General features: G+C 68.0%; 24 protein-coding genes. 13 read left to right on the top strand and 11 right to left on the bottom strand.

Annotated elements, in window-relative coordinates; genetic code table 11:
• Positions 1 to 125: 125 nt before the first annotated feature.
• Both ACIG5A_RS06020 and ACIG5A_RS06015 read left to right on the top strand, forming a co-directional pair.
• Complete coding sequence (locus ACIG5A_RS06020) at positions 126 to 1,727, top strand: GMC oxidoreductase (protein ID WP_397238221.1); 1,602 nt, start codon at positions 126 to 128, stop codon at positions 1,725 to 1,727.
• A complete protein-coding gene (locus tag ACIG5A_RS06015) occupies positions 1,720 to 3,432 on the top strand; it encodes a hypothetical protein (protein ID WP_397238218.1) in 1,713 nt (570 codons plus the stop codon). Before ACIG5A_RS06020 ends, ACIG5A_RS06015 begins: the two co-directional genes overlap by 8 nt.
• On the opposite strand, the gene ACIG5A_RS06010 is transcribed toward ACIG5A_RS06015, so the two are convergent.
• Positions 3,433 to 3,660, bottom strand: a complete 228-nt coding sequence (locus ACIG5A_RS06010; RefSeq protein WP_397238216.1) for a hypothetical protein — start codon at positions 3,658 to 3,660, stop codon at positions 3,433 to 3,435.
• A 122-nt stretch (positions 3,661 to 3,782) separates the two neighbouring features.
• On the opposite strand from ACIG5A_RS06010, the gene ACIG5A_RS06005 reads away from it, so the two are divergent.
• The 3 genes from ACIG5A_RS06005 to ACIG5A_RS05995 all read left to right on the top strand — a co-directional run bounded on the left by ACIG5A_RS06005 (position 3,783) and on the right by ACIG5A_RS05995 (position 4,745).
• Positions 3,783 to 3,977 (top strand): hypothetical protein, encoded by a 195-nt coding sequence (locus ACIG5A_RS06005; RefSeq protein ID WP_397237871.1) that lies wholly within the window; start codon positions 3,783 to 3,785, stop codon positions 3,975 to 3,977.
• Between the two features lie 241 nt (positions 3,978 to 4,218).
• Positions 4,219 to 4,593, top strand: coding sequence for a hypothetical protein (locus ACIG5A_RS06000; RefSeq protein ID WP_397238214.1), 375 nt, complete (start codon positions 4,219 to 4,221; stop codon positions 4,591 to 4,593).
• The gene (locus ACIG5A_RS05995; RefSeq protein ID WP_397238212.1) at positions 4,590 to 4,745 is read left to right on the top strand and encodes a hypothetical protein; all 156 of its coding nucleotides are present in this window, start codon (positions 4,590 to 4,592) and stop codon (positions 4,743 to 4,745) included. The genes ACIG5A_RS06000 and ACIG5A_RS05995 overlap by 4 nt, the downstream gene beginning before the upstream one ends.
• An 18-nt stretch (positions 4,746 to 4,763) precedes the next feature.
• Here ACIG5A_RS05995 and ACIG5A_RS05990 read toward each other — a convergent pair whose 3' ends face one another.
• From ACIG5A_RS05990 to ACIG5A_RS05950, 9 genes are all read right to left on the bottom strand, one after another.
• The gene (locus ACIG5A_RS05990; RefSeq protein ID WP_397238210.1) at positions 4,764 to 6,362 is read right to left on the bottom strand and encodes a hypothetical protein; all 1,599 of its coding nucleotides are present in this window, start codon (positions 6,360 to 6,362) and stop codon (positions 4,764 to 4,766) included.
• A gap of 20 nt (positions 6,363 to 6,382) precedes the next feature.
• A complete protein-coding gene (locus ACIG5A_RS05985) occupies positions 6,383 to 7,210 on the bottom strand; it encodes an alpha/beta fold hydrolase (RefSeq protein WP_397238208.1) in 828 nt (275 codons plus the stop codon).
• The gene (locus ACIG5A_RS05980; RefSeq protein WP_397238206.1) at positions 7,207 to 7,629 is read right to left on the bottom strand and encodes a hypothetical protein; all 423 of its coding nucleotides are present in this window, start codon (positions 7,627 to 7,629) and stop codon (positions 7,207 to 7,209) included. Before ACIG5A_RS05980 ends, ACIG5A_RS05985 begins: the two co-directional genes overlap by 4 nt.
• The gene (locus ACIG5A_RS05975; protein WP_397238204.1) at positions 7,626 to 8,615 is read right to left on the bottom strand and encodes a phosphotransferase family protein; all 990 of its coding nucleotides are present in this window, start codon (positions 8,613 to 8,615) and stop codon (positions 7,626 to 7,628) included. The genes ACIG5A_RS05980 and ACIG5A_RS05975 overlap by 4 nt, the downstream gene beginning before the upstream one ends.
• Positions 8,608 to 9,822 carry an acyl-CoA dehydrogenase family protein gene (locus ACIG5A_RS05970; protein ID WP_397238202.1) on the bottom strand — a complete coding sequence of 405 codons (1,215 nt, stop codon included), beginning with the start codon at positions 9,820 to 9,822 and terminating at the stop codon, positions 8,608 to 8,610. Before ACIG5A_RS05970 ends, ACIG5A_RS05975 begins: the two co-directional genes overlap by 8 nt.
• Entirely contained in the window at positions 9,819 to 11,396 is a 1,578-nt protein-coding gene (locus tag ACIG5A_RS05965; protein ID WP_397238200.1) for a flavin-containing monooxygenase, read from the bottom strand. The genes ACIG5A_RS05970 and ACIG5A_RS05965 overlap by 4 nt, the downstream gene beginning before the upstream one ends.
• Complete coding sequence (locus tag ACIG5A_RS05960; RefSeq protein WP_397238198.1) at positions 11,393 to 12,976, bottom strand: flavin-containing monooxygenase; 1,584 nt, start codon at positions 12,974 to 12,976, stop codon at positions 11,393 to 11,395. The genes ACIG5A_RS05965 and ACIG5A_RS05960 overlap by 4 nt, the downstream gene beginning before the upstream one ends.
• 6 nt (positions 12,977 to 12,982) lie before the next feature.
• Positions 12,983 to 13,834, bottom strand: a complete 852-nt coding sequence (locus ACIG5A_RS05955) for an alpha/beta fold hydrolase (RefSeq protein ID WP_397238196.1) — start codon at positions 13,832 to 13,834, stop codon at positions 12,983 to 12,985.
• Between the two features lie 93 nt (positions 13,835 to 13,927).
• Complete coding sequence (locus ACIG5A_RS05950; RefSeq protein ID WP_397238194.1) at positions 13,928 to 15,268, bottom strand: alpha/beta hydrolase-fold protein; 1,341 nt, start codon at positions 15,266 to 15,268, stop codon at positions 13,928 to 13,930.
• A 200-nt stretch (positions 15,269 to 15,468) separates the two neighbouring features.
• On the opposite strand from ACIG5A_RS05950, the gene ACIG5A_RS05945 reads away from it, so the two are divergent.
• From ACIG5A_RS05945 to ACIG5A_RS05925, 5 genes are all read left to right on the top strand, one after another.
• Positions 15,469 to 16,140, top strand: a complete 672-nt coding sequence (locus ACIG5A_RS05945) for a class I SAM-dependent methyltransferase (RefSeq protein WP_397238192.1) — start codon at positions 15,469 to 15,471, stop codon at positions 16,138 to 16,140.
• Between the two features lie 54 nt (positions 16,141 to 16,194).
• Positions 16,195 to 17,379, top strand: a complete 1,185-nt coding sequence (locus ACIG5A_RS05940; protein WP_397238190.1) for an NAD(P)/FAD-dependent oxidoreductase — start codon at positions 16,195 to 16,197, stop codon at positions 17,377 to 17,379.
• Positions 17,376 to 18,272: an RNA polymerase sigma factor SigJ gene (sigJ, locus tag ACIG5A_RS05935; RefSeq protein ID WP_397238188.1), complete on the top strand. Its 897-nt coding sequence runs from the start codon at positions 17,376 to 17,378 to the stop codon at positions 18,270 to 18,272. Before ACIG5A_RS05940 ends, sigJ begins: the two co-directional genes overlap by 4 nt.
• A gap of 165 nt (positions 18,273 to 18,437) precedes the next feature.
• Positions 18,438 to 19,286: an alpha/beta fold hydrolase gene (locus ACIG5A_RS05930; protein ID WP_397238186.1), complete on the top strand. Its 849-nt coding sequence runs from the start codon at positions 18,438 to 18,440 to the stop codon at positions 19,284 to 19,286.
• Positions 19,283 to 20,824, top strand: a complete 1,542-nt coding sequence (locus ACIG5A_RS05925) for a flavin-containing monooxygenase (protein ID WP_397238184.1) — start codon at positions 19,283 to 19,285, stop codon at positions 20,822 to 20,824. The genes ACIG5A_RS05930 and ACIG5A_RS05925 overlap by 4 nt, the downstream gene beginning before the upstream one ends.
• Before the next feature lie 109 nt (positions 20,825 to 20,933).
• Here the strand turns inward: ACIG5A_RS05925 and ACIG5A_RS05920 are convergent, their stop codons facing one another.
• Positions 20,934 to 21,197 carry a hypothetical protein gene (locus ACIG5A_RS05920; RefSeq protein ID WP_397238182.1) on the bottom strand — a complete coding sequence of 88 codons (264 nt, stop codon included), beginning with the start codon at positions 21,195 to 21,197 and terminating at the stop codon, positions 20,934 to 20,936.
• 188 nt (positions 21,198 to 21,385) lie between these two features.
• Between ACIG5A_RS05920 and ACIG5A_RS05915 the strand changes: the two genes are divergently transcribed.
• Genes ACIG5A_RS05915 through ACIG5A_RS05905 form a run of 3 tightly spaced genes read left to right on the top strand, consistent with a single transcriptional unit; the run spans position 21,386 to position 23,068 of the window.
• Complete coding sequence (locus ACIG5A_RS05915; RefSeq protein WP_397238180.1) at positions 21,386 to 21,712, top strand: hypothetical protein; 327 nt, start codon at positions 21,386 to 21,388, stop codon at positions 21,710 to 21,712.
• Positions 21,690 to 22,226 (top strand): DUF6879 family protein, encoded by a 537-nt coding sequence (locus ACIG5A_RS05910; protein WP_397238178.1) that lies wholly within the window; start codon positions 21,690 to 21,692, stop codon positions 22,224 to 22,226. The genes ACIG5A_RS05915 and ACIG5A_RS05910 overlap by 23 nt, the downstream gene beginning before the upstream one ends.
• Positions 22,214 to 23,068: a helix-turn-helix domain-containing protein gene (locus tag ACIG5A_RS05905; RefSeq protein ID WP_397238176.1), complete on the top strand. Its 855-nt coding sequence runs from the start codon at positions 22,214 to 22,216 to the stop codon at positions 23,066 to 23,068. Before ACIG5A_RS05910 ends, ACIG5A_RS05905 begins: the two co-directional genes overlap by 13 nt.
• The last annotated feature ends 63 nt before the right edge of the window (positions 23,069 to 23,131 follow it).

Raw genomic sequence — 23,131 nt, 5'->3', positions numbered from 1 at the left:
TGACTGCCGCCGCCAGGTTCGGCACGGCGGCGGAAAACATCAATCGAACGTCTGACACAGCTCTGGTCACGTGTCCGACTCGCCCATACCGTCCTCGAATAGCGCGACGGCATGGAGGATGCGACGTGGACGATCCCGGGACCGAGGAGTTCGACTACGACTGGATCGTGGTCGGCAGTGGGTTCGGCGCGAGCGTGTGCGCACTGCGCCTGTCGGAGAAGGGATATCGGGTCGCGGTACTGGAGCAGGGGCGGCGCTTCGCGGACGACGAGTTCGCCGATCGCGCGAGCCAGCTCCGCAAATACCTGTGGCTGCCCGCGCTCGGGTTGCACGGGATCATGCGGCTGGCGCCGTACAAGCACGCCGCGGTGCTGTCCGGTGTCGGGGTCGGCGGCGGCAGCCTGGTGTACGCGAACACGATGTACCAGCCGCAGGGTGACGACTTCTATCGGCATCCGCAGTGGGCGGGTCTAGCCGACTGGCGGGCCGAGCTGGCGCCGCACTACGGCACCGCCCTGCGGATGTTCGGCGTCGAAACCTATCGGGGCGGGCGGCCGGTGGACACCATGATGCGCGGGCTGGCCCGGGATCTCGGTGTGCCGCACGGGTATCGGCGTACACCGGTCGCGGTGCACTTCGGCGAGCCGGGCAAGACCGTCCCCGACCCGTACTTCGGTGGGGATGGCCCCGATCGCACCGGCTGCGTCCGCTGCGGGCAGTGCATGCTCGGCTGCCGCTACGGCGCGAAGAACACGCTGCCGAAGAACTACCTCTGGTTCGCCGAAAAGGCAGGCGCCGTCATCGAATCCGAGCGCAAGGTGTTCGACATCAGCCCGCTCGGCGGCGGTAGCGGCGAGCAGGGCTATCGCGTCCGCGCGCGCAAACCCGGCCCGTTGCGCCGGGGCGCCCGCGGCTACACCGCCCGCGGTGTGGTGGTCGCGGCGGGCACGCTCGGCACCAACGAACTGCTCAGCGCCTGCAAGCGCAACGGGTCGCTGCCCGCGCTGTCGGACCGGCTCGGCGAGGTGGTGCGCACCAACGACGAATCCATCCCCGCCGCGATGACGCTGGCGCGCGACGCGGACTTCCGCGGCGATGTCGCCATCACCTCGAGCATCTTCCTCGACGAGCACACCCACGTCACGAACAACACCTATGGTGACGGCGGCGGGCTGCTCGCGCTGTTCTACGGCCCCGTCGCCGTGGCCGATTCGGCGCTGCGCCGCTGGTTCCGGTTCGCCGCGGAGTATCCGGTGTACCTGGCGCACTTGCTGATCCGGCGGCGCTGGTCGCGGCGCACGATCATCTTCACCGTGATGCGCAGCACCGATGTGTCGCTGAAGCTGCGCCCCGGATTCGGTCCTGGCCGGTTGCAGACCGAGCAGACGACCACCGGCGCGGACGGCGAGTCGGCGGTGTCGATCGCCCGCAGGGTGGCGCGAGCGGCCGCGGACCGGATGCACGGGCGGCCGCTCGCCGCGCTCGGCGAAACCCTCGGTTCCGCGCCGATGACCGCGCATTTCCTCGGCGGCGCGGTGATCGGCGCCGACCGTGCGCACGGTGTCGTCGACCATCGGCACCGCGTCTTCGGCTATTCGAATCTGCTGGTCTGCGACGGCGCCGCGGTGCCGGCCAATGTCGGGGTCAACCCGAGCCTCACCATCACCGCGCTCGCCGAGGCCGCGATGTCCCATATTCCCTTCGCCGGCAGGAGCTCTCGTGACTAGACAGCGTCGTCGTATTCGCGGTGCACTCGCGGCCGCCGCACTGATCACCGTGTCGGTGCTCGTCGGCACGCAGGCGCCCGCCTCCGCGCAAGCGCCGCAACCGCCTGATCCGATGTACCCGTTCACCGAGGTGCTGCAGCTATTCAGCGGCCCGGCAAGGGATCTCGGCACACCAGGGATGCTCGACTACATCGTCCGGGCCGGGCTGTCGCAGAATCTCGGCAACCTCGCGCGGCCGTTCGAGGAACTGGCGAACCCGGAAACCTTCACCGCACCGGACGCGCGGCAGCGCCAGCTCGTCATCGCGCAGCAGGTGATCGACGCGCTCGCGCACAACGCGCCGTTCGGGCTGAGCCTGCCGTCGCATCCGGACTACCTGCCCGACTGGAACCACGACGGCAACTACACCAACGATGTCGGCGACGCCACGCTCGACGACGACTACCGCACGCCCGCCGCGCGGGAGGCGACGTTCCGCTATCCCTGTCTTCAGCCGGACGGCGGCGTGCTCTTCGAAAACGCTTCGGGGGTTTGCGTTCCCGGTACCGCGCCGGAGGCGTTCAAGCTCGGCACCGTCGAGAAGTTCACCATCGTCAACAATCGCGGCATCCCGCTGCCTGCGAAGGTGTGGCTGCCGGAGGGCGCGCGGACCTCGGGGGAGAAGTACCCGGTCACCGTGATGGCGCCGGGCGCCACCGAAAAGCAGGCCGACGTCGCGATGTACACGCTCGCGGCGGTGCGTAAAGGCTTCATCGGCATCACCTTCGAGGAAACCGGCAACGGCACCGGCGCGGGCACCATCGCCGATATGTACCTGCCGTTCCTGACGGTGCCGCACTGCCAGGCCCCCGGGGCCTGCCGCGATATCCAGGATGTGACGCGCTGGCTCACCCGCGCCCCGATCACGCCGATCGCGGATCCGAACAACGAGATCGCCAACGCGCTCAACGGCATCGTTCCCCGGCTGGTGCGGCGGAATCCCGGATACGCGCCGGCGGGCGACAATTCGGTGAACCCGTGGTTCGACCTGATGGATACCGAGCACATCAATCTGTGGGGCCAGTCCTACGGTTCGGTCGGTATCACTTCGTATCCCTATTGGCAGGACAGGGGTTTCGGCATCGATGGACAACCGCTGCCGAAAATCAGCGCGGTGGTCGGGCTCTCCGGATTCTCCAACGCACCGGCCTCCGTACCGACCCAGCTGCAAACGGCCGACTTCGACATCCCGGCACTGGGCGCCTATTCGTTCACCTCGGAGCCGAACGGCCTCGTCGATACCACCGACGGCCCGATCGGGACCAAGGAGTACTACGACAACACCCGCCGCGGTGAGAACGGCCCGGGCAACAGCCCGCTGATGTTCATCACGTACGAGGGTGGCAGCCACGGCGATTCGATCAACTGGCCCGGCGTGCCGCGCAATGTGATCTCGCCGTGGCTCTCGACCACCTACGCAGTCGACTGGTTCCAGTGCTACGGCCGCGCCGACACCGATCAATCGGCCTGTGACGCACTGCGCCAACCCCTTCCGGGCCTGTCCCGCGCCTTCGCGACCGAATACTCCCCGCAGGGCCCGGCCGGACCCAGCCTGTGCGTGACCATCCCAGACCGCGCGACCCTCATCCAGGCGGTACTCCGGCCTGCGGACTATGTCCAAAACAACTGGGGCCCAGCCAAATACGACTGCACGCCGCAGGGCTGATCAGCGCGCTGCCAGGAAAGCGGCGCGCGCTGCGGATCCGTCGACGACGAAACCGGCCGCGGTGATGGCGAGTGCGCAGGCGCCTTGCGCCATGGCGAACCATGACGGGCAGATGCCAAGGATCAGCTCGACCCTGACGCCCTGGTGGCGCAGTGGAGCCTGTTTCGGCACACCTCGGTCGGCCTTGAAAGAGATTGTGGCCGTTCCGAACCGCGCGATCTGCGGCATTATCGTGCCTTGTTGGACCGACCTGACGGTTGCAGCTGGGCTGGTTCCGCGCGGCGCGGTGGCGATCGAAAAGGAGGCTGCGCAGGTCTCTGCTGTCCTGTAGAACCGATTTCATGTCAGCAATGGATGATGAGCTCGCCTACCTGCGTCGGGTCGAGCTGCTTGCTCACGCAGTGTGCGACAGTGCGTTGGATGAGGGGTGGCTCAGTTATGCACCTGATTCGGAGGATGCGACCCCATTGCAGCGCGCAACCAACGAGCTTGCTCGCAATCTGCGGCACGTCCACTTCGAAGGCGACGGGTGTCTGTCCGACTGAGCTGATTCCCCCAGTCTGCGCCCGAAACTCGGCATGAGTGTGCGTTCGGGCGACGCCAGGGTGGCGCGGTCAGCGCGATAGCTGTGCGGTCACTGGCGGGTGTACCGTCGGCCGTGTGGATCTGCGGCCCGTTGTCGATTCGTCCGAGTGGCTTACACGTCGGGGCGTGTCGTTCATTTCGGCACACTGTGTTCGTGGCGAATGCCCCCGACTCGAGGAGTATCGGGACCGGTGGCTCGGCATGGGTATTTCCGCGGTGCAGGTCGAGCGGGTCATCGAGTTTCAGCGGCGGTGGGGCGGGCTGGTCCTGCCGCCGTCTCCGGGCTATGAGGGCGGGCCCAAGATGCTGTGCACCGATATGCCGAGCGAGGCGCTCGAGCGGGACGGATGGTTCGAGGCGGGGGTGCAGCGAGCGTCGATGGCCTACTCCTTCATGATCGGTCCCGCAGGCGAATTCGGTATCGACGGCGATCGCTGGGTGGCACTGCACGCGAGCATCGAAGGCTGGATCGAATCGGTCGCGCTGGCTCACCATGCCTCCTACTGGGCCCAGCAGATCAGCACACTTCGCGGTGATGCGGTCGACGGCTGGCGTTGCGTCATCTCGAACCGGTGACCGAGGTTCGCGGGGTGGCCGACACCTGGTGGCGGGGCACGGATTCGCTGATCGCGATCTACACGGGAGAGGCCGAATGCTACGGCGCACCGAGGCTCCGTGTCGCTCGCATCTACGCCGGTCTCGACGAATGGGGACTGAGCGGCGGATGACGAGCGATCCGCAGACCCTTATGCGGGTTGTTCACCGGCGACCGGTGTTGCGGTGGGGGTGACGTGGCGGAGGAGGTAGTCGGTGAAGGCGGCGGTGACCGGCTCGTCGGGGTGGTCGGTGCCGATGACCATGTCGATGTGGCCGTAGCCGGGGGCGTGGAAGGCGTCCGGGCGGGACAAGCCGGTGAGGCGCAAGGCTTGGGGTACGAAGCGGTCCGGGCCCGACAGGGCGTGCAGTGTGGGCAGGGAGCGGACACCATCGGCGTGGGCCAGGCCGCTGAGGTCGCTGCTGCGTGCGCCGGCGAGTGCGGTCCACAGGTCGTAGTGCACGCGCATCGGGAAGTATGTCTCGAAGGTGTTGAGCGGGCCGCCCGCCAGCAGACCGGCGAGCGCGCGGAGATCGGCGCTGCCGCCGTAGCGCCAGCCGTACAGCACCGACGGGTCGGCGGGCACCGAGGTCGGCGCGCCGAAGACGGCGCGGATCGCGGTGCGCAGGCCGGGGATTCGCCTCGTGGCCCGCGGCACCGGGAAGGAGGTGCGCGCCACGGTCGGACCGTCGAAGCTGCCCATGGCTGCCTGCAGTGGATCGATCGGCATGCTCGTATCGCTGCCGACCACGCCGAACAGCGCTTCACCGGTCAGCCGCAACCGTCGAATGCTTGCCGTATCACCGAACAGATCGCGATAGCGGCGCGCGCCGAGTATCCGCAGGAAGATCTCCCACCCCGCGGTCTCCGGCAGGCGGTGGTGCACCGTGGTTTCCCGCGTGCCGTCGCAGACGGCGGCCACACCCAGGATGTGCAGGAGGACAAAGAATTTCGCGACATTGGTCGGGCCGAGCGGTGTCACCCGCGGCAACAGCCCGCGCCGCAGCCCCGCGGTGACCGCGTTGTGCAGGACACCGGCCAGCGCGCCGAGCGGCCTGCTCGCGCCGCGGCCGACGAGCTCGAGCGGATCGGGGCTGACCAGGGTATCGATGGCGATGAGACCGGCGCACTGGTCATGTCCCGGTGCGCCGTCCAGGTCCCAGCCCGCGTAGGCCGCGGCCAGCAGTCCGCCGAGCGAATGCCCGCCGATATGCACCTTGGCCTTGCGCAGCGCGGGATCCGGCAGCTCGCGAACCAGCACCTCGTGCTGATCGAGCACCGCTCGCGCCATGCCGAGTTCGGCGAGGTAGCGCAGCCGCGCGCCGCGGCGGAAGCCTTCGAAGACCTTGTCACCCACCGGTTTACCGCCGAAGTAGTAGTCGACGGCGATGGCCGGATCGTCCGCCGCATAGGCGGCGTCGATACCGGTGCGGTCGGACGCGCCCTCGCTGCGCCGCGACAGCGACCACCATTCGATAGACCTGCCATGAACGGCCGCGCGCCGAACGACATTGCGGGCCAGCACATCCAGTGATTGCGCGGCCGCCCAGGTGCCGGGGTGCATGACCAGGATCGCGTCGGCCGCGGCGGCGGCCTTCGGGCCGTGCTGTGACCGATAGCGCAGGTAGTGCAGATATTCCAAGCCGTCGGGATGTTCCGGGAAGTCCCGGGGGAGCGGTGAATGCAGCCGCACCAGGCTCACCTCGACACCGTTCTCGGTGTCGACGACGGTTTCGGTTCGTGCGTCCACGGTGACGCCTCCTGTCTGTTTCACGCGTCGGCGCCCCAGCATCGGTGCAGGAACGCGACGACCTCGTCGAGTACGCGGTGCGGGCCGGTGTGCAGCTCGTACATCGACGCCAGCCGCAGGTAGCGGGCGGCGGGCAGTTCGGCGAGCAGGGTGCGCACCTCGGAGTCGCGGTGCAGTGGGTCCTTCGGGTAGCCGATGACGAGGGTCTCGGCCTCGATGGCGGCCCGTTCCGTCGACGGTGGCGCGGTGCGGCCGAACATGATGCCGCGCAGCAGCGCGGCGCGGGCTTTCGGGTCGCCGCCGAGCGCGTCGAGCACGATGTCGCGAATCAGGTTGCGGCCGCGCGGCATACGGGCGGCGCCCGCCGCGATCAGTCGCAGCACCGGTGCCGCGAATACACCTGCCACGAGGAACGGCCCGAACGCGGCCATGGCGACCGGTTGCGCGCCTTCGAGTATCGGGCCCTCGGTGATCAGCCCGCGCACTCGGTGCGGTGCGAGCAGCGCCAGCTCCAACGCGGTGTTGGCGCCGAGCGAGCGCCCTGCGACGATGGCCTGGTCGATGCCGAGCTCATCGAGGATCGCAAGGACGTAGCCCGCGAACTGCTGCACCGAGTACGCCCGAGGATCGACCGGACGAGCGGACCCGCCGTGGCCGAGCTGGTCGATACTGAGGACGCGAAACCCGTGCTCGCACAGTGCGACCGCCAGCCGTTCGTCCATACCGCGGTGGAACAGCAGCCCGTGTAGCAGCACCACCACCCGGTCACCCGACCCGAAATCGGTGTACTCCCAGTGATATCCGTGCAGCGAGACGCGACCGATCCGGCCGCCGTGCCCGGTCGTCATCGTGGACCGATCCGGTCATAGCCGGGATGGACGATCGCGACTTGCCGTCGCACATCCTCGCGCAATGCCACTGCCCGCTCGATCAGCTGCGTGTCATGCTCACCCGCGCGGATCGCACGGGCCAACTCGCCCTCGGCCGGTTCCGGCGATGGCGAGCGCAGTTCGCGCGCACCGACACTCAGTGCATGGGTGAGCACGAGTAGCCGCTTACGAGCGACGCCGTCCGTCGTCTCCGCCACCGCGCCTGCTACTTCCCCCGCCGAGGCGATGGCATCGGCCGAACCGTGGTCCGCGCCGCTGACCTCGATGGCCGCCGCCAGCATGAGCAGTGCGCCTCGCGGGTCGTCGTCGAGCGAGGGTGCGAGCAGTCGCGCTTCCGCGGCGGCGGCCGCGAGCAGTTCCGTGGTCCGCGTGCTCACGCTGCCTCCTCCAGCAGGTCGATCAGGTCCCATTCGACCTCGGCGATGCGGCGACCGACGGCGTAGCGTTCCAGATTGCGGTGCCCGCCTTGGCGATACGTCCATTCCTGGAGCAGGCAGTACAGGCCCCAGCGGAGTTGGCCGACGATTTCCCAGTACCGGGCGGTGGCGGCGGCGAGAGGTTCCGGCGCGGTTTCGGCGTAGCCGTCCAGGAGTTCGTCCAGAGAGCCGAGGCCGCCCGCGCGTTGGTCGTCGTTGTCGAATCGCCAGGGGCGCAGGCAGAAGAAGCCGAGGTCCTGCCCTGGGCAGCCGACCGAGGTGAACTCCCAGTCGATGACGCCGGTGAGGCCGGTCTCGCCGACCATGATGTTGCCCAATCGGAAGTCGCCGTGCACGAGCACGGGGCTCACGGAGAGCGGCCGGTTGAGCTCCAGCCACCGCAGACCCGCCGCGACGACGGGACGGTCGGCGGCCAGGAAGTCCACTCCGCCACGGATTTCCGTGAGCACGGCGGCCGCCGGATCAGCGGACGGTTGTCCTTGCTCCGGTATCTCGGCGCGCGCGAGAGTGCCCGCGGCCCGCCCGATCTCGCGGACGAGATCCTTGCGTGCGGCGCTCGCCGGATCGAGCGACAGGATCCGGCGCGGGCTCGAGGTGCCGTCCACGAACGCCGAAATCAGCCCGGCGGTGCCGAATCGGCCGCCCGCGTGCTCGAAGCACACGGGCCGGGGGACCGGCATGCCCGCGGCCTGGGCGGCACGCGCCGCCGCGAATTCACGGGCGCGCGAGGTCGCCGGGTTCCGCTCGTGGAGCGGATCGCGTTTGAGCACATAGCGGCGCGCGCCCGCGGTCACCAGCCAGGAATCGCGGGAAGCGCCGCCGGGCAGCGGGTCGAGCCACGGGACGGCGGTCGTCGGCTCGCCTGCCTCGGCGAGCGCGTCGGCGATCAGCAGCGGATCCGGTGGCGCGGTGGGTTTCTCAGCCACGATCGTGGCCCCGGCGCCGGAGTTCGTGTTTGGCGATGGTCATCAGGTGTACCTCGTCGGCGCCGTCGCCGATGCGCAGCGCCCTGCTCATCGCCCACATCTTGGTGAGCGGCAGATCATCGGAAAGGCCGAGCGCGCCGTGGATCTGCATCGCCCGATCGACCACGTCCTGGGTGGCCCGCGCCGCGTGCACCTTCGCGATCGAGATGTCCCGGTATGCCGCCTGTTTCCCGTGCCGGTCGATGGTCGATGCGGCGCGCAGCACCAGCATGCGCGCCGCGTCGATATCGATCCTGTTCCGCGCCAGCATCTCCCGGACCAGCTGGGCTTTCGACAGTGTCCCGCCCTGGTGCGCGCGGGTGGCGGCGCGGTCGACGGCCAGTTCCTGTGCGCGTTCGGCCCAGCCGATGGAGCGCATGCAGTGGTGGATCCGGCCGGGGCCGAGCCGATCCTGGGCGATGAGAAAGCCCGCGCCGGGCTGCCCGAGGACCGCGTCGGCCGATACTCGCACGTCGTGGAAGCGCAGCTCGGCGTGGCCGGGTCCGCCCGCGTGCCCGAAGATCGGTATCCGGCGCACGATCTCCAGTCCCGGTGTGTCCATAGGCACCAGGAACATGGTCCCCCGCAGATGCGGGTCGGCGCCTGGATCGCTGCACGCCAGCACGACGCACAGCTGGGCGCCGGCCGCGTTGCTGATGAACCACTTGTGCCCGTTGATGATCCAGTCGTCACCGGCGCGGCGGGCCATGGTCTGGATGCCGGTCGGATCCGAGCTCGCGACCTCGGGTTCGGTCATCGCGAAACACGAACGGATGCTGCCCTCGAACAGCGGCGTCAGCCAGCGTGCGCGCTGCTCCGGTGTGGCGTGGTCGTGCAGGATCTCCATGTTCCCGGTATCGGGGAAGTTGCCGTTGGTCACCATCGGCGCCCACATGCCGCGGCCGAGGAGCTCGCACAGGTGGCCGTAGTCGACATTCGACAGACCGTGGCCCAGCGCGGGATCGGCAAGGAAGAGATTCCACAGTCCGGCATCGCGTGCGCGCTTGCGGAGTTCGGACATCAACGGCCCGAACGGTTCCGGGCCATCCAACGCGTCCATCTCCGCGTCGAGTTCGGCCTCGACGGGGAAGAAATGCTCGTCGAGGAATGCCGAAAGCCGTTCGCGCAGCGCCGTACCCTGCGGCGACAGCGACAGATCCGTGTTCACCTCAGTCCTCCGAGCAGGCTCGCGATCGGGGTGAACCTGCGGCTGCGACGAGCGCCGTCCAGGTCGGCGCCCGCGCTCTCCACCGAGCGGAATCGGTAGTGCTCGAGCGGGAAATGCCTGGCCCGCCACCACATTTCCGGTCCGGTGGCCGGGCGCAGCATCGGCGCGTCGCCGTGGTGGTCGAAGTAGTAGCTGTTGGAGCCGCCGCAGTCGGCGGCCATGAACACCGTGTTCTGCTGGCGCCGCAGGATGTCGCGGAAGTAGGCGTCGTGCGGTTCCCTGCGCACCTCGACGTAGGTCGCCCAGCGCTGGTCGGCCTCCCGCAGCAGCCGCAGGATGTGCGTGGTGGCCGCCTCGATCATCGCGAAATACGACGCGCCGGTGAGCGAGTACGGCGCGAGGATGGCGAACAGATTGGGGAAACCGGGGACGGTCACCCCCTCGTAGGCCTGGTACCGCTGGTCGTGCCAGAACCGGCCCAGCTCCAGGCCGCCGGTGCCGTACACCGGGAACGGCGGGGTGTTGCCGAGCTCGAACACCTTGAATCCGGTGGCCAGGATCAGTGCGTCGATCTTGTGCAAACGACCGTCGGCCGTGCATATCCCGGTCTTGGTGATCCGCTCGATGCCCTCGGTCACCAGGTCGACATCCGGGCGGGTGAACGAGCGCAGGTAGTGGTTCGAGTAGGTCGGGCGCTTGCAGAGGAAGCTGTACTTCGGGGTCAGCTTCGCGCGCAAGCGCGGATCGGGCACCTGCCTGCGCAGGTGCGCCAGGCACAGCTGCTCGATTCCTGTACGCAGCCAAGGGAATTGGCGCTCATAGGTGGCACCGAGCACCATCACCGCCTCGGTGATCGCACCGGTCGTCAGCCGCACCGAGCGCTGTGATCGCGGCAGCCGCTGGAACATGCGCCGCACGGGCGCGGCGATCGGGGCGTCGAGCTTGGGCGCCACCCAGATCGGGGTGCGCTGGAACACCTCCAGATGTTCGACCCGGTCGGCGATGGCGGGGACCAGCTGGACCGCGGTGGCGCCGGTGCCGATGACAGCGACCCGTTTGCCGGTGAGGTCGTAGTCGTGGTCCCATCGCGCGGTGTGCATGGTCTTGCCCGCGAAGGTGTCGAGCCCGGAAATGTTCGGGGGCTTCGGCTGGGTCAGGCCGCCGACCGCGGAGACCGCGAACCGCGCGGTGACCCGGCGGCCGTCGGCGGCGTCGAGCCGCCACAGGTGCGCGTCCTCGTCGAAGCGCGCCTGAGTGATCTCGGTATCGAAGACTAGATGCGCACGCAGGCCGTACTTCTCGACCAGGTGGTCGGCGTAGGCCTTCAGCTCCCGGCCCGGTGCGTACACCCGGGACCAGTTCGGATTCTGTTCCCAGGAGAACGAATAGTTGAACGACGTGATGTCCACCGCGACACCGGGATAGGTGTTGTCGCGCCACGTCCCGCCGACATCGCCGGTCTGCTCGACGATCAGGAAGTCGTGATACCCGGCCTCTTTCAGCTTGACACCGAGGCCGAGCCCGGAGAATCCGGCGCCGACCACGACGATGTGGGTATCCAGATCCTCGGTCACGACACGCGCTCCTTTGCGACGAGTGGATGGGCGGCGGCCTTCGTTCCCGCGCCGCGGAATTCGTAGTCGCGCAGGCTGAATGTCCGGCTGTCCCACCAGGCTTCGACGGCCGACGACGGGCGCAGGATCGGTGTATCGCCGTGCTTGTCGAAGTAGTAGCTGTGCGCGGCGCCGCAGTGGTTGTTGTAGAAGACGCCGTCACGGACCCGGCGCAGCGCCCAGTCGAAATACCGTTGGTGGGCAGCCTGTTTCACCTCGAGGAAGGTGGCCCCGGTGCTGCGTGCCTGTTCGAGGCAGCGGATCACATGCCGGGACTGGTTCTCGATCAACTGGAAATACGAGCCGCCGGTGAATCCGTAGGGCCCGGCGATCGTGAAGGCGTTCGGGAACTTCGGCATGGTGATGCCCTGGTAGGCCTGATACCGCTGCTCGTCCCACCATGCACCGAGCTCGATGCCGTCGCGGCCGTGGATCGGGAACGGGGGCGTGTTGCCGAACTCGAAGACCTTGAAACCGGTGGCGAGGATCAGCGTATCGATCTCGCGATGGACGCCGTCGCGGGTCACGATGCCGTTCTCGGTGACCCGCTCGATGCCCTCGGTGATCAGGTCGACATGTGCGCGGGTGAAGGTGCGGAAGTAGTCGTTGGAGAACGACGGCCGCTTACAGCCGAAGCCGTACTGCGGCGTGAGCTTCGCCCGCAGTACGGGATCGGGCACCTGGCGGTGCAGATGCCGCAGGCAGATCTGCTCGATTCCCTTGACCAGCAGCGGCAACTGCTTGTTGTGCACGATGCCGAGCGTCATCACGGTTTCGGTCAGCGCGGTGGTCATCATCCTGGTGCCCAGCTGCGCCGCGGGCACTCTGCGGAACAGCGACCGCACCGCTGCGGGAATGGTGGCGTCGGGCTTGGGGGCCACCCAGATCGGTGTGCGCTGGTACACGTCGAGATGCTCGACCCGATCCGCGATCGCGGGCACCAGTTGCACCGAGGTGGCCCCGGTGCCGATCACCGCGACCCGCTTGCCGGTGAGATCGTAGTCGTGCGCCCAGCGCGCGGTGTGGATCGTCTTGCCCGCGAAATCGCCGACACCAGGTATGTCCGGGGGCTTCGGCTGGGTCAGCACGCCGACCGCAGCGACCACGAACCGCGCCGTGAACACCCGGCCGTCGGCGAGGGTGACACGCCAAAGGTGCGCCTTCTCATCGAATTCCGCCGCCGCGACCTCGGTATTGAGCACGATGTGCGCGCGCAGGCCGTACTTGTCGACACAGTGGTCGGCGTATGCCTTGAGCTCCCGGCCGGGCGCGTAGGCGCGCGACCAGTCCGGGTTGGGTTCGAAGGAGAACGAATAGGTGAACGAGCTGACGTCGACGGCGACACCCGGATAGGTGTTGTCGCGCCAGGTGCCGCCGATATCGGCCGCCTGCTCGATCATGACGAAGTCGTGGAAACCGGCTTCCTTCAGCTTGATTCCCATGCCGATGCCGCCGAATCCGGCTCCGACGACGGCGACCTGGTAGTCGGGCAGGCCGTCGGATCGTGGCACGAGCCGGTTCGGATCGATAACTGCGGTCATTGCGGTCTATCCCTTTGCTGAGGTGGCCGTCGCCACGGGCGAGGAGGGCACCGAGGTCCAGCACTCGGCGAGGAACTCGGCGATGGCGGGCGCCAACCGCGGTGGGTTCCTGCGCAATTCGGTGATCGAGCGCGCCCGCAGGAACCGGCCGTCGACCAACTCCGCGGCCAGCGCGCGATCGTCGGCGATCGGATGCACCGGATCGAACCGGTGCCCGATCACGAGAGCCTTGGTATCGATGGCGCGCCGGACATCGCGCGGCACCAGCACACCGCCGAGGACGATGCCGCGCACGGCCTCGGCCGAGCGCCGCTGATCCTGGCCGATCCAGGACAGGAGGAGGTCCGGAATCGATCCCCGCGTGCGCGGAATCCGCTGGGCGGCAACGCTGATCGCGCGAGCCGCGGGCGCACCGTAGGTCGCCAGTGCCAGCCACGGCCCGGCCAGTGCCGCGCACGTCGGCATCGCCCGCTCCAGCACCGGCGACTCGACGACCATGCCGCACAACCGCTCCGGCGCATACGTGGCGGTGGCGAGGGCGATGTTCGCACCGGCCGAGGTGCCGAACAGGACGGTACGGTCCAGCTCGAGTTCGTCGAGCAGCGCCACCACCTGACGTGCGTAGATCGGCATCGAGTAGTGCCGGTCACCCGCCGGGCGATCGGATTCGCCGAAGCCGAGCGGCTCCATGGCGATCACCCGGAAACCACTGTCGGCCAGCGCATCGGCCAATCGCGCGTGCATGCGCCGCGGCATGAGCAAACCGGGGATCAGGACAGCGGTGCGATCACCGTTTCCGCGTACGTCATAGGCGATTCGGTGGTGGCCGACTGCCGCGTACAAGGCGGGAGGTTCCATCTGTACTCCTCATCGAGTAGCACGAATATTACACTGTTGTATCGAGATTTCGGAAGGGGCACACGGGCACTGGCCCAGACGCAAGCGCCGACCTCAGTTACCGCTGATTCGAACGGTGCGAGTCGCGAAATAACCTGGCGCGCTGTCGATTGGGCTGTCCCAGCGGTACTGCTGGACGATATGGGCGGTGCCGAGATCCACGGTGAAGTTCAGTCGTCCCGCTTCATCGGCGACCACCGCACGGATCTGGATTCCGTCGTCGACGCGCATCGTCGCGCCCGGCGGGTAGTACCGCGCGGTGGTTACCTGTTGGGCGCCCGAGCCGGTGAGCGTCAAGCCCGTCGAATCAGCGGTGCGGATGTCGAGGAATTCGGGTGCGCGCGCCGGGTCGGCGCGAAAGGTCCAGTCCCACACCGAGAATTCGGGATCGACGCGACGGTAGTCGAAGGTTCGCGGTTTCGCTGTGCCGAAGGCATCGGCCAGCTGCGGCCAGAACTCGTACAGGAATTGCTCCCAGTACCGCCAGGTGTGCATGCCGCACCGGTCGGTGCCACCGCGATACGGCACCCGCGCCTGATCGAGTCCGTGCAGCAGGCCGCGCGATCCCTGCGCAACCACCGGCTCGGTCAGCTGGAACGGTTGCGTGAACGGACCTTCCTGCGGCTGCGCGAGATCCGCGACATCCCTCGCGTCGCAGGGCACGCCGTTCCCGGTGGTCACAAACAGCGACATGCCACGGAAGTTCGGGGCGAGGTCGGGCGGGTTGGCATTGCGCCACCACACCTCGTCACTGGGCAGTGGGCCGAACAGGCCGGGGCCCAGCGGGTTTCCGTGGCAGGAAAGGACCGCGACGCGCTCGATGCCGCTGTAGGCGATGGCGCCCGCGCGGCCGAGGCCCAGGAATACATCGGGCTCGCCACTGAGGCTGGCCGCCGCGGTGAACATGTCGGGATATCTGGCCGCCAGGTACATGGCCGAGAGGCCGCCGGGGGCGATACCGGCCAGCGCCCGGTGCCTGCCGTCCGCGATGGTGCGGAAGGTGCTGTCCACGTAGGGGATCACGCCCTGCATGAGCTGGGATTCGCCGCGGCACGAACCGTCGCGCGCGTTCAGGTAGAACGACAGCTCGGGCTGCGTCGGGAGCACGACGATGGTGTCCTTGTCCCTGGTGAATTGTTCCAGCTCGGTGCGCTGGAGCCACGCACTGCCCTCGCTGTGCCGGGCGGTGATGCCGTTGCCCGGGTAGAACAGGTACAGCACCGGGTAGCGCTTACCGGAATTCTCGTAGTCCGGCGGCAGCAGGACGGTGAACGGCATTCCGTCGACAGTTGCTGTCCGCGTGCGGTTCTCCTGGTCCGCGGCGGCCTTCGGCGCCACCGCGGCGACCACCACCAGCAGCGCGCCGAACAGCGCCGCGACGATGCGCGTCCTCATAGCCGACCTCCTGTGTCGAGTGCCAGCCTAGGAATCGGAACATCGCCGTCCGCAGCCTCCGACCGGGGTCTGGCGGGAAAAGTCAACAGTCTGACGACCACTGTCGGCCGTGCGCGGCGAGATGTCCGACGCGTTGACAGCGGTGTGGCCGGTCGGGAAACTACGCTGCGTAGCAGACGAATTCGCCGTAAGGAGTCACCATGCCAAGTGTCAGCAGTGTGTGGCAGAGCCGCACGTTCAATGCGATCGGGGCGCGCGCCTATGATTACGCGCTCGACCATCCCGGGGTCGCCCGCGTGGCCGGAATCGCGCTGTGGGGCACCGATACCCGGCGGATGTACGCCGCGATGGACGTGATCAACGAAGTCCGCGACGGTGCGAGCATTCTCGACCTGCCCGTGGGCGGTGGTGTCGCTTTGCGCCGGCTCGACCCCGCCAAACAGGTGCGCTACGTCGCGGCCGATATCTCGGAGGATCAACTCGACGCCTCTCGCCGGGCCGCCAACTCCGCCGGTTTGACCGGCATCGACTACATCCACGCCGACGTCTACGAACTCCCGTTCGCCGACAACGAATTCGATCTCGTCGTCACCTTCGCCGGTCTGCACTGCATGCCGGACCCGGCGGCGGCCATCGCCGCACTCGCCCGCGTACTCGCCACCGGCGGCACCCTCGCGGGCAGCTGCGTGCTCGCGGGCGAAGGCCTGCGCCAAAACGCCGTCCGCGCCACCCTGCAGACCCTCTCGATCTTCGGCCCGCCGATCACCGCCGAAAACCTCACGGCCTGGCTCACTTCCGCGGGCCTCGACGATATCCGACTCACTCGCAACGGCGCACTCGCCCAATTCACCGCCCGCAAGAAGCCGGAGTAGCGCACGTCACACTGGTTCATGTCATGTTTCGATGCCCGGCGGTGTCTAGAGGGCATGACCCACCAAGAAATCCGCCACAAGGTCGTTGTCATCGGCGGCGGTTACGCAGGCACACTCGCGGCCAACCATCTGCGCATGCGCACCGATATCGACATCACACTGGTCAATCCCCGCTCGGAGTTCGTCGATCGAGTCCGGCTGCATCAGTTCGTCGCCGGAACCAGCGACGCGACGGTCGAATACGGCACGCTGCTCGGCGAGGGCATCCGATTGGTTGTCGACAGCGCGACGCGCATCGATACCGCCGCTCGTACGGTGCGGCTGGCGTCGGGTCGCGCCCTGGACTATGAGCACGTCATCTACGCGGTCGGCAGCACCGCGGCACTACCGTCGGTGCCCGGCGCGGCTGAATTCGCTCTGCCCATCGCCGAATTCGAGCCCGCGCGGCGGCTGCGCGCCAGGCTGGCCGAGCTGCCCCTCGACGCTCCGGTCACCGTGGTCGGCGGCGGGCCGACCGGCATCGAAACCGCCGCCGAACTGGCCGAACAAGGACGTACCGTCACCCTGGTGTGCGGCGGCACCCTGAATCCGTCACTGAGCGCGAAGGGGCGCCGGTACGTCGCCAGGTGGCTGTCCCGGCACGGTGTCGCCGTGCTCGAAACCGATCGGGTGAACGAGGTCCGGCCGGAGGCGGTCGTCTTGACCGGCGGTGCGGTGCGTGCGAGCGCACTCACCATCTGGACCGCGGGTTTCGGCGTGCCGGAGTTGGCCGCCGCGAGCGGGCTGCGGACCGACGCACTCGGCCGGCTACTCACCGATGAGACGCTGACCAGCATCGACGACATCCGCATCGTGGCAACCGGCGATGCCGCCGCACCGTCGGGCCGGCCGCTGCGGATGAGCGGCCAGGGCGCCGGACCGCTCGGGGCGCGGGCCGCCGATACCGTGCTGAGCCACATCGCGGGAACCGAACCCGCGGTGATCGATCTGGCCCTCACCGGGACGTGCATCAGCCTCGGCCGTCGCGTCGGCATCCGGCAGCTCGCCCGCAAGGACGACACCGCGGTGAACCTCTACATCGGCGGCCGCGCCGGCGCCAGGATCAAGGAGTTGACCTGCAAGATCGGGGTCGGGAAGATCCGTCGTGAGGCCCGCAGGCCGGGTTCGCTGATCTGGCCCAAGGGTGGCCCGCGTCCCGCGCAGTCCGACTGCGCCGCACCGGCGGTCACGTCCGCGTGACGACCGACGAGCATGCCGATCGGTTCACGCTACTGCGACCGCTGCTGTTCACGATCGCCTACGAAATCCTGGGCTCGGCAACCGAATCCGACGACGTGCTGCAGGACAGCTATCTGCGATGGGCCGCGATAGATCTGGCGACCGTGCGCGACACCAGGTCGTATCTGGCACGACTGGTAACCCGTCAGGCGCTCAACGCGGTGCGGGCCGGCGCGCGCCGGCGCGAGGACTACATCGGCCCGTGGCTGCCCGAACCGCTGCTCCTCGACGAGCAGGACGCCTCCGCGGATCTGGTGCTCGCCGAATCGGTGTCGATGGCGATGCTCGTGGTGCTGGAAACACTGAGTCCGGACGAACGCGCGGTCTTCGTGCTGCGGGAGGTATTCGGTTTCGAGTACGGCGAAATCGCCGCGGCGTTGGGCAAATCCGTGATGACGGTACGTCAGGTGGCGCACCGTGCTCGCTCACACGTGCAAGCGCGGCGCAAACGTTTCGCGCCCGCCGACGCGGCCGAGATCGCGCGGATCACCGAGCAGTTCACCACGGCGGCGACCACCGGAGACACACAGGGCCTGCTCGCGCTGCTCGCTCCCGACGTCACCTGGACAGCCGACAGCGGCGGCAAAGCCACCGCGGCGCGCCGACCGGTAGTGGGTGCCGAGAAGGTGGCCGCGGTCGTTGTGAACATCTTTCACACGAGGCGGCGGACATCGGGCATACGGATCGAAATGGTCGACTACAACAACACGCCCGCGGTGGTCGCGTACAGCGGCGACCAGCTGGAAGGCGTATTCCTGATCGAGGTCCGCGACAGCAAGATCGCCGATGTCTACGCCGTCCGCAACCCGGACAAGCTCGCCACCGCAGCGGTTCCGCGCCGGATCAGCCGGTGAGGAGCAGGCGACCCGACCAGATGCGGTGAATTCGCTCCGGGGCAACGCATTACGTACGCTCGCTGCCCCGGCCGATTCGGGCATTGACAGCCGGGGGAGCGGGATCGCAGACTGGCGTTGGATACAACAGTGTCAATTTGCGGCGCGCTCGATGAGGAGCATGCGATGGGTGATGTTCATGGAGCGCGGACGCGCACCTGCACGACCGACGGTCATCGGCTGGCGTATGACGTTCGGGGGGAAGGGGATCGGGTTGTTGTGCTGGTGCCGGGACTGCTGATGTCGCGGCGGATGCAGTGGCCGCTGGCGGATGCGCTCGCCGCGGCGGGGCTGCGGGTTGTGACGATGGATCCGCTCGGGACCGGCGAATCGGATCGGCCGACGGACTACTGGCGGTATTCGATGCCGATCGCCGCGCGGCAGTTGGTCGCGCTGCTCGACGAGCTCGAGGTGCGGCGTGCCGTTGTCCTCGGCACGTCCGCGGGGGCCGCGATGACGTTGGCGGCAGCGGATTTCGCGCCGGAGCGGTTGCACGGCATCGTGGTAGAGGGGCCGGTGCTCGATCGCGCGATGGCCTTCGCCGCCGCATGCTGCGCGCCGCTGCTTGCCGGATGGACGTACGGGAAGCCGCTGGCCCGTGGGCTGTCTCGGGTGGCGCGGGCGCTGCCGCGGCGGTTCGGCCTGGTGCCCGACCTGACCCTGGATTGGCTGGCGCAGGACTCGGCGGCGAGTGCCGCTGCGCTACAAGGGTTCATCTACGGTGGGCCCAGGCTGGCCAAAGATGTGCGCGAAGGGCTGCGGCCACGCGCGCTCGTCATCGGATACCGGCTCTTCGATCCGATCCATCGGCCCGCGGATGCGCGCCGACTGGCCGAGGAGATGTCCGACGCGCGGCTGGTGTGGGCCCGCACCTGGTTGGAATTGCGCTATCGGCCGGATCGGTTGGCTCCGTTGATCGCCGAGTTCGTGAGGGACTGCTATGCGAGCGCCGCCGGGTCCGCGGTGCCGGCATGACCGATCACGAGGTGGTCGTCGTCGGCGCCGGATTCTGTGGTATCGGCGCGGGGATCCGGCTGCGGGACAACGGCATCGACGACTTCGTCATCCTGGAGCAGGCCGACGATGTCGGCGGCACCTGGCGCGACAACACCTATCCCGGGGTGGCGGTGGACATCGCGTCGTCGGTGTATTCGTTCTCCTTCGAGATGAACCCGGGGTGGTCGCGGACCTACGCGCCGGGGCACGAACTGAAGGCCTACGCCGATCACTGCGTCGCGAAATATGGCCTGCGCCCGCATCTTCGACTGCGCAGACGGGTGCTGGACACCTGCTTCGACGAGGATGCGCACCACTGGGTGCTGCGCGTCGAAGAACTCGATACCGGCAGGCGATATGAGCTCACCGCGCGGTTCGTGATCGCGGCGGTCGGCGGTCTGACCCAGCCGAAATCACCGGATATTCCCGGCCTGAACGGGTTCGGGGGGACGACGATGCACACCGCCCGCTGGGATCATGCGGTGGATCTCACCGGAAAGCGCGTCGCGGTGATCGGCACGGGCGCGACGGCGGTGCAGGTGGTGCCCGCGATCGCCGCCGAGGTCGCGCACCTTTCGGTCTTCCAGCGCACGCCCATCTGGATCGTCCCCAAACCCGACCGCACCATTTCCCCGGTGGAGCAGCGGATCTACCGCTACCTGCCGCCGAGTCAGAAGGCGATGCGCTATCTGCAGTCGAGCCTCACCGAGACGATCATGGTGGGCATCCGCCTGTACTACAAGCGGCTACCGTGGGCGAATCATGCGGTGGAGCGCCTCAGCCTCGCGCATCTGCGGCGGCAGGTGCCCGATCCGGAACTGCGCGCGAAACTCACACCGCACTACGGCTTCTGGTGCAAGCGCCCCACCTACTCCAACGAGTACTGGCGAGCGTTCAACCGGGACAACGTCACCCTGGTCACCGACGCCATCCAGCGGATCACCAAGACCGGAATCCGCACCGCCGACGGCCGCCTGCACAAGGTCGACGCATTGATCCTGGCCACCGGATTCAAGGTGTTCGAAATCGGCAACACCCCGCCGTTCCCGGTATACGGCAGCGGCGGTGTCGAACTCGGCCGGTACTGGCAGGACAAGCGCTGCCAGGCCTACCTCGGCGTCTCGGTCCCCCGCTTCCCGAACGCTTTCCTCATGCTAGGCCCCTACGGGCTCACCGGCGGATCCTGGTTCCAGCTGGTGGAAAACCAATCGCTGCATGCGATCCGGGTCATCAAGGAGGCCCGCCGCCGCGCCGCCACCCGCGTCGAGGTGCGCCAGGACGTGCACGACCGCTACTTCGACCAGGTCCAGCGGCGCCAGCGCGGCACCGTCTTCTTCAACCACAACTGCGGCGGCGCCAACAGCTACTTCTTCGACCACCACGGCGACGCCCCTTTCCTACGCCCCGGCCTCGCCGTCGAGGCCTGGTGGGACGCCCACACCTTCGACCTGGACAACTACGACTACCGCAACTTCAGCTCCTCTGTCGTGCATCGGATTTCACCGACGCGAAGATGAGCGCGGTCGATGACCGCGAAAGGAACTGGGCGGATGAGTCGTTCGCCGATGGCGGAGAGGGTGGTCGTGCCGCCGAGGAGGTGTTGGGGGCGCGGTGAGCGAATGATGGTCAGCTCCAATGGATTCGTAGCAGCGAGGCGGCGCGGAGGCCGTCGGTGGTGATCACCCAGCGGGCGGGGCGGGCCGAGCGGATGTAGCCGCGGGCGACTAGGGAGGGGATGGCGGCGCGCACTTGGGCGCGTTCCCTGCCGGTGCAGCCCGCGATATCGCCGACGGTGCGCGAGACGCCGTCTACCAGGCAGTGCAGCACCGCCCGCTGATTCGGTCCCAACCGGTACACGCTCGCCACCGCTCGTTCCCAATTACCGTTCACCGCACCAGCGCATTCATCACAGCCCCATGCTCCCTGTCCTGTCGTATACCCCTCATGACGCTACGAGCAGGGCGGCCGCGCACGCCATCCAAGTGCGGGAAAGTGCGACACCCCTTGAACGTTGACGCTGTATACCGCGACTATGAGGTGCACCGATTGCACTGACACGCGACAAGGGGGCTTTCACAATGAAGATTCGACTTCTCGGTGGCCCGTCCGGCAGTCAAGGATCGCCACGTTTGTACGCCACCGACCGCGAAACCTTCGCGGTGCAAGGGTGGAAGACCGCGCGAGCGGACCGCATCGAGATCCCGCACCGCCTGATCGCGTACGCCGAGCCCGGAACCTGCCTGGCCGGCCTCGTCGACACCGGCCACGGCACCTTCCTCCTGTCCGGTATCCCGGTCACCGACCCGGAACTGTTGCAGGACATGAATATTCCGAGTCATGAAGCCGTTCTCGAACTACCTCTCGGGCGGGAGGTGATACCGGATGCGCCTGATCTCCGCCGGTGAGCCGTTCGACCAACTCATCGACGAAACGCAACGCAAGGCATTTCACTTGGAAACGCACGACGATTACCGCGCGGCCAACGAAACCGTCGCACTGCACGCCTGGCTCGCCGACGAAACCAGCGACCCGGCAGGTGACTGGTTCGCCCCGTGGGCAGAACAGGTGCGCGCCACCGTCGCCCGCGGCGTGGTGATGCAACGGGCCCGCATCGTGAGCGAACCGCACACCGCCTACACCCGCTATCTGCTGGCGCTGTCGGAGTACAACGTCGCGGCCGGGGAGGATGTCCGCTATCTCCCGCGGTCGGACGCCGACCCGGCCGACGTGGGTGCGGAGGACTTCTGGCTACTGGACGACCGGACCGTGGCCTACAGCGTTTTCGATGCCGACGGATTCTGGGTCGGCGCCGCCGTCACCGCCGATCCGGAACTCGTGCGCTATGCCACGAGCATCAGGGACCGGGTGTGGGCGGCCGCGATTCCCTTCGCCCACTACATTTCTCGATGCCGGGCGTGAGGGCCGCCGACCAGGCCAGACAAGCGCTGGGGGCCCGGCTGCGCGAGCTCCGCAAGGATGCGCGCTTGGATGGCAGGCAGTTCAGCACCGCGGCGGGCTGGCACTGGTCCAAGACCAGCCGCATCGAGCACGGCAAGCAGGCGCCGAGCGAGGACGACGTCGCGGTCTGGTGCCGGGTCTGCGAGGCCGAACTCGCGTTTCCCGACCTGGTCGCCACCCTGCGCAACGTGGAAGCCCAATGGGCCGAATGGAAACGGGTCGCGGCCACCGGGCACGCGCGCAGGCAGCGCCGCGGCATCGAGCTCGAGGGCAGGACGCGGCTGCTGCGCACCTACAGCGTGCTGCTCATCCCCGGCCTGCTGCAAACCGAGGCCTACGCGAGAGCTGTTCTCGCGCAATGCATCCGATTCCTCGGCACCCGCGACGACCTGGAGGACGCGGTCGCGGCGCGGATGGAACGCCAGCAGATACTGCATCGCGGCAACCACCGCGTGGTCACCCTCGTCGACGAGGCGGCACTGCACACCGCCGTCGGCGAGACCGCGACCATGGCCGCGCAGCTGCGCCACCTGCTCACGGTCGGCTTCGACAATCCCCGCCTGATCTTCGGCGTCGTCCCCCTCGACGCGCCGTTCATCTACACCACCACCACGTTCGATCTGCTCGATCAGCGCCTCGCCCTGGTCGAAACCATCAGCGCCGAACTCACCATCACCACGCCCTCGGAACTGCGCTACTACGAACACGCTTGGGCCGCACTGCATCACCAGGCCCGCTACGGCGACCAGGCCCAGGAGATGATCGAGTCCGCCCTGCGCCGCTGGAACGCTCCCGGCCGTTAGCCGCCCGGCGGGAGCGGTCTTTGCGTTGCGGCGCTTAATATTACATCGTTGTTTTAATTGTCT

Source organism: Nocardia sp. NPDC052566 (assembly GCF_044547285.1).
Taxonomy (GTDB): Bacteria; Actinomycetota; Actinomycetes; order Mycobacteriales; family Mycobacteriaceae; genus Nocardia.
This window is presented reverse-complemented; position numbering and strand designations above follow the sequence as displayed.

Coding starts and splice junctions, on each gene's coding strand:
- ACIG5A_RS06010 (WP_397238216.1), bottom strand. CDS start 3,660: ATGCCGCAGATCGCGCGGTTCGGAACGGCCACAATCTCTTTCAAGGCC.
- ACIG5A_RS06005 (WP_397237871.1), top strand. CDS start 3,783: ATGGATGATGAGCTCGCCTACCTGCGTCGGGTCGAGCTGCTTGCTCAC.
- ACIG5A_RS06000 (WP_397238214.1), top strand. CDS start 4,219: ATGGGTATTTCCGCGGTGCAGGTCGAGCGGGTCATCGAGTTTCAGCGG.
- ACIG5A_RS05985 (WP_397238208.1), bottom strand. CDS start 7,210: ATGACGACCGGGCACGGCGGCCGGATCGGTCGCGTCTCGCTGCACGGA.
- ACIG5A_RS05960 (WP_397238198.1), bottom strand. CDS start 12,976: ATGACCGCAGTTATCGATCCGAACCGGCTCGTGCCACGATCCGACGGC.
- ACIG5A_RS05955 (WP_397238196.1), bottom strand. CDS start 13,834: ATGGAACCTCCCGCCTTGTACGCGGCAGTCGGCCACCACCGAATCGCC.
- ACIG5A_RS05950 (WP_397238194.1), bottom strand. CDS start 15,268: ATGAGGACGCGCATCGTCGCGGCGCTGTTCGGCGCGCTGCTGGTGGTG.
- ACIG5A_RS05945 (WP_397238192.1), top strand. CDS start 15,469: ATGCCAAGTGTCAGCAGTGTGTGGCAGAGCCGCACGTTCAATGCGATC.
- ACIG5A_RS05940 (WP_397238190.1), top strand. CDS start 16,195: ATGACCCACCAAGAAATCCGCCACAAGGTCGTTGTCATCGGCGGCGGT.
- ACIG5A_RS05930 (WP_397238186.1), top strand. CDS start 18,438: ATGGGTGATGTTCATGGAGCGCGGACGCGCACCTGCACGACCGACGGT.
- ACIG5A_RS05925 (WP_397238184.1), top strand. CDS start 19,283: ATGACCGATCACGAGGTGGTCGTCGTCGGCGCCGGATTCTGTGGTATC.
- ACIG5A_RS05915 (WP_397238180.1), top strand. CDS start 21,386: ATGAAGATTCGACTTCTCGGTGGCCCGTCCGGCAGTCAAGGATCGCCA.
- ACIG5A_RS05910 (WP_397238178.1), top strand. CDS start 21,690: ATGCGCCTGATCTCCGCCGGTGAGCCGTTCGACCAACTCATCGACGAA.
- ACIG5A_RS05905 (WP_397238176.1), top strand. CDS start 22,214: ATGCCGGGCGTGAGGGCCGCCGACCAGGCCAGACAAGCGCTGGGGGCC.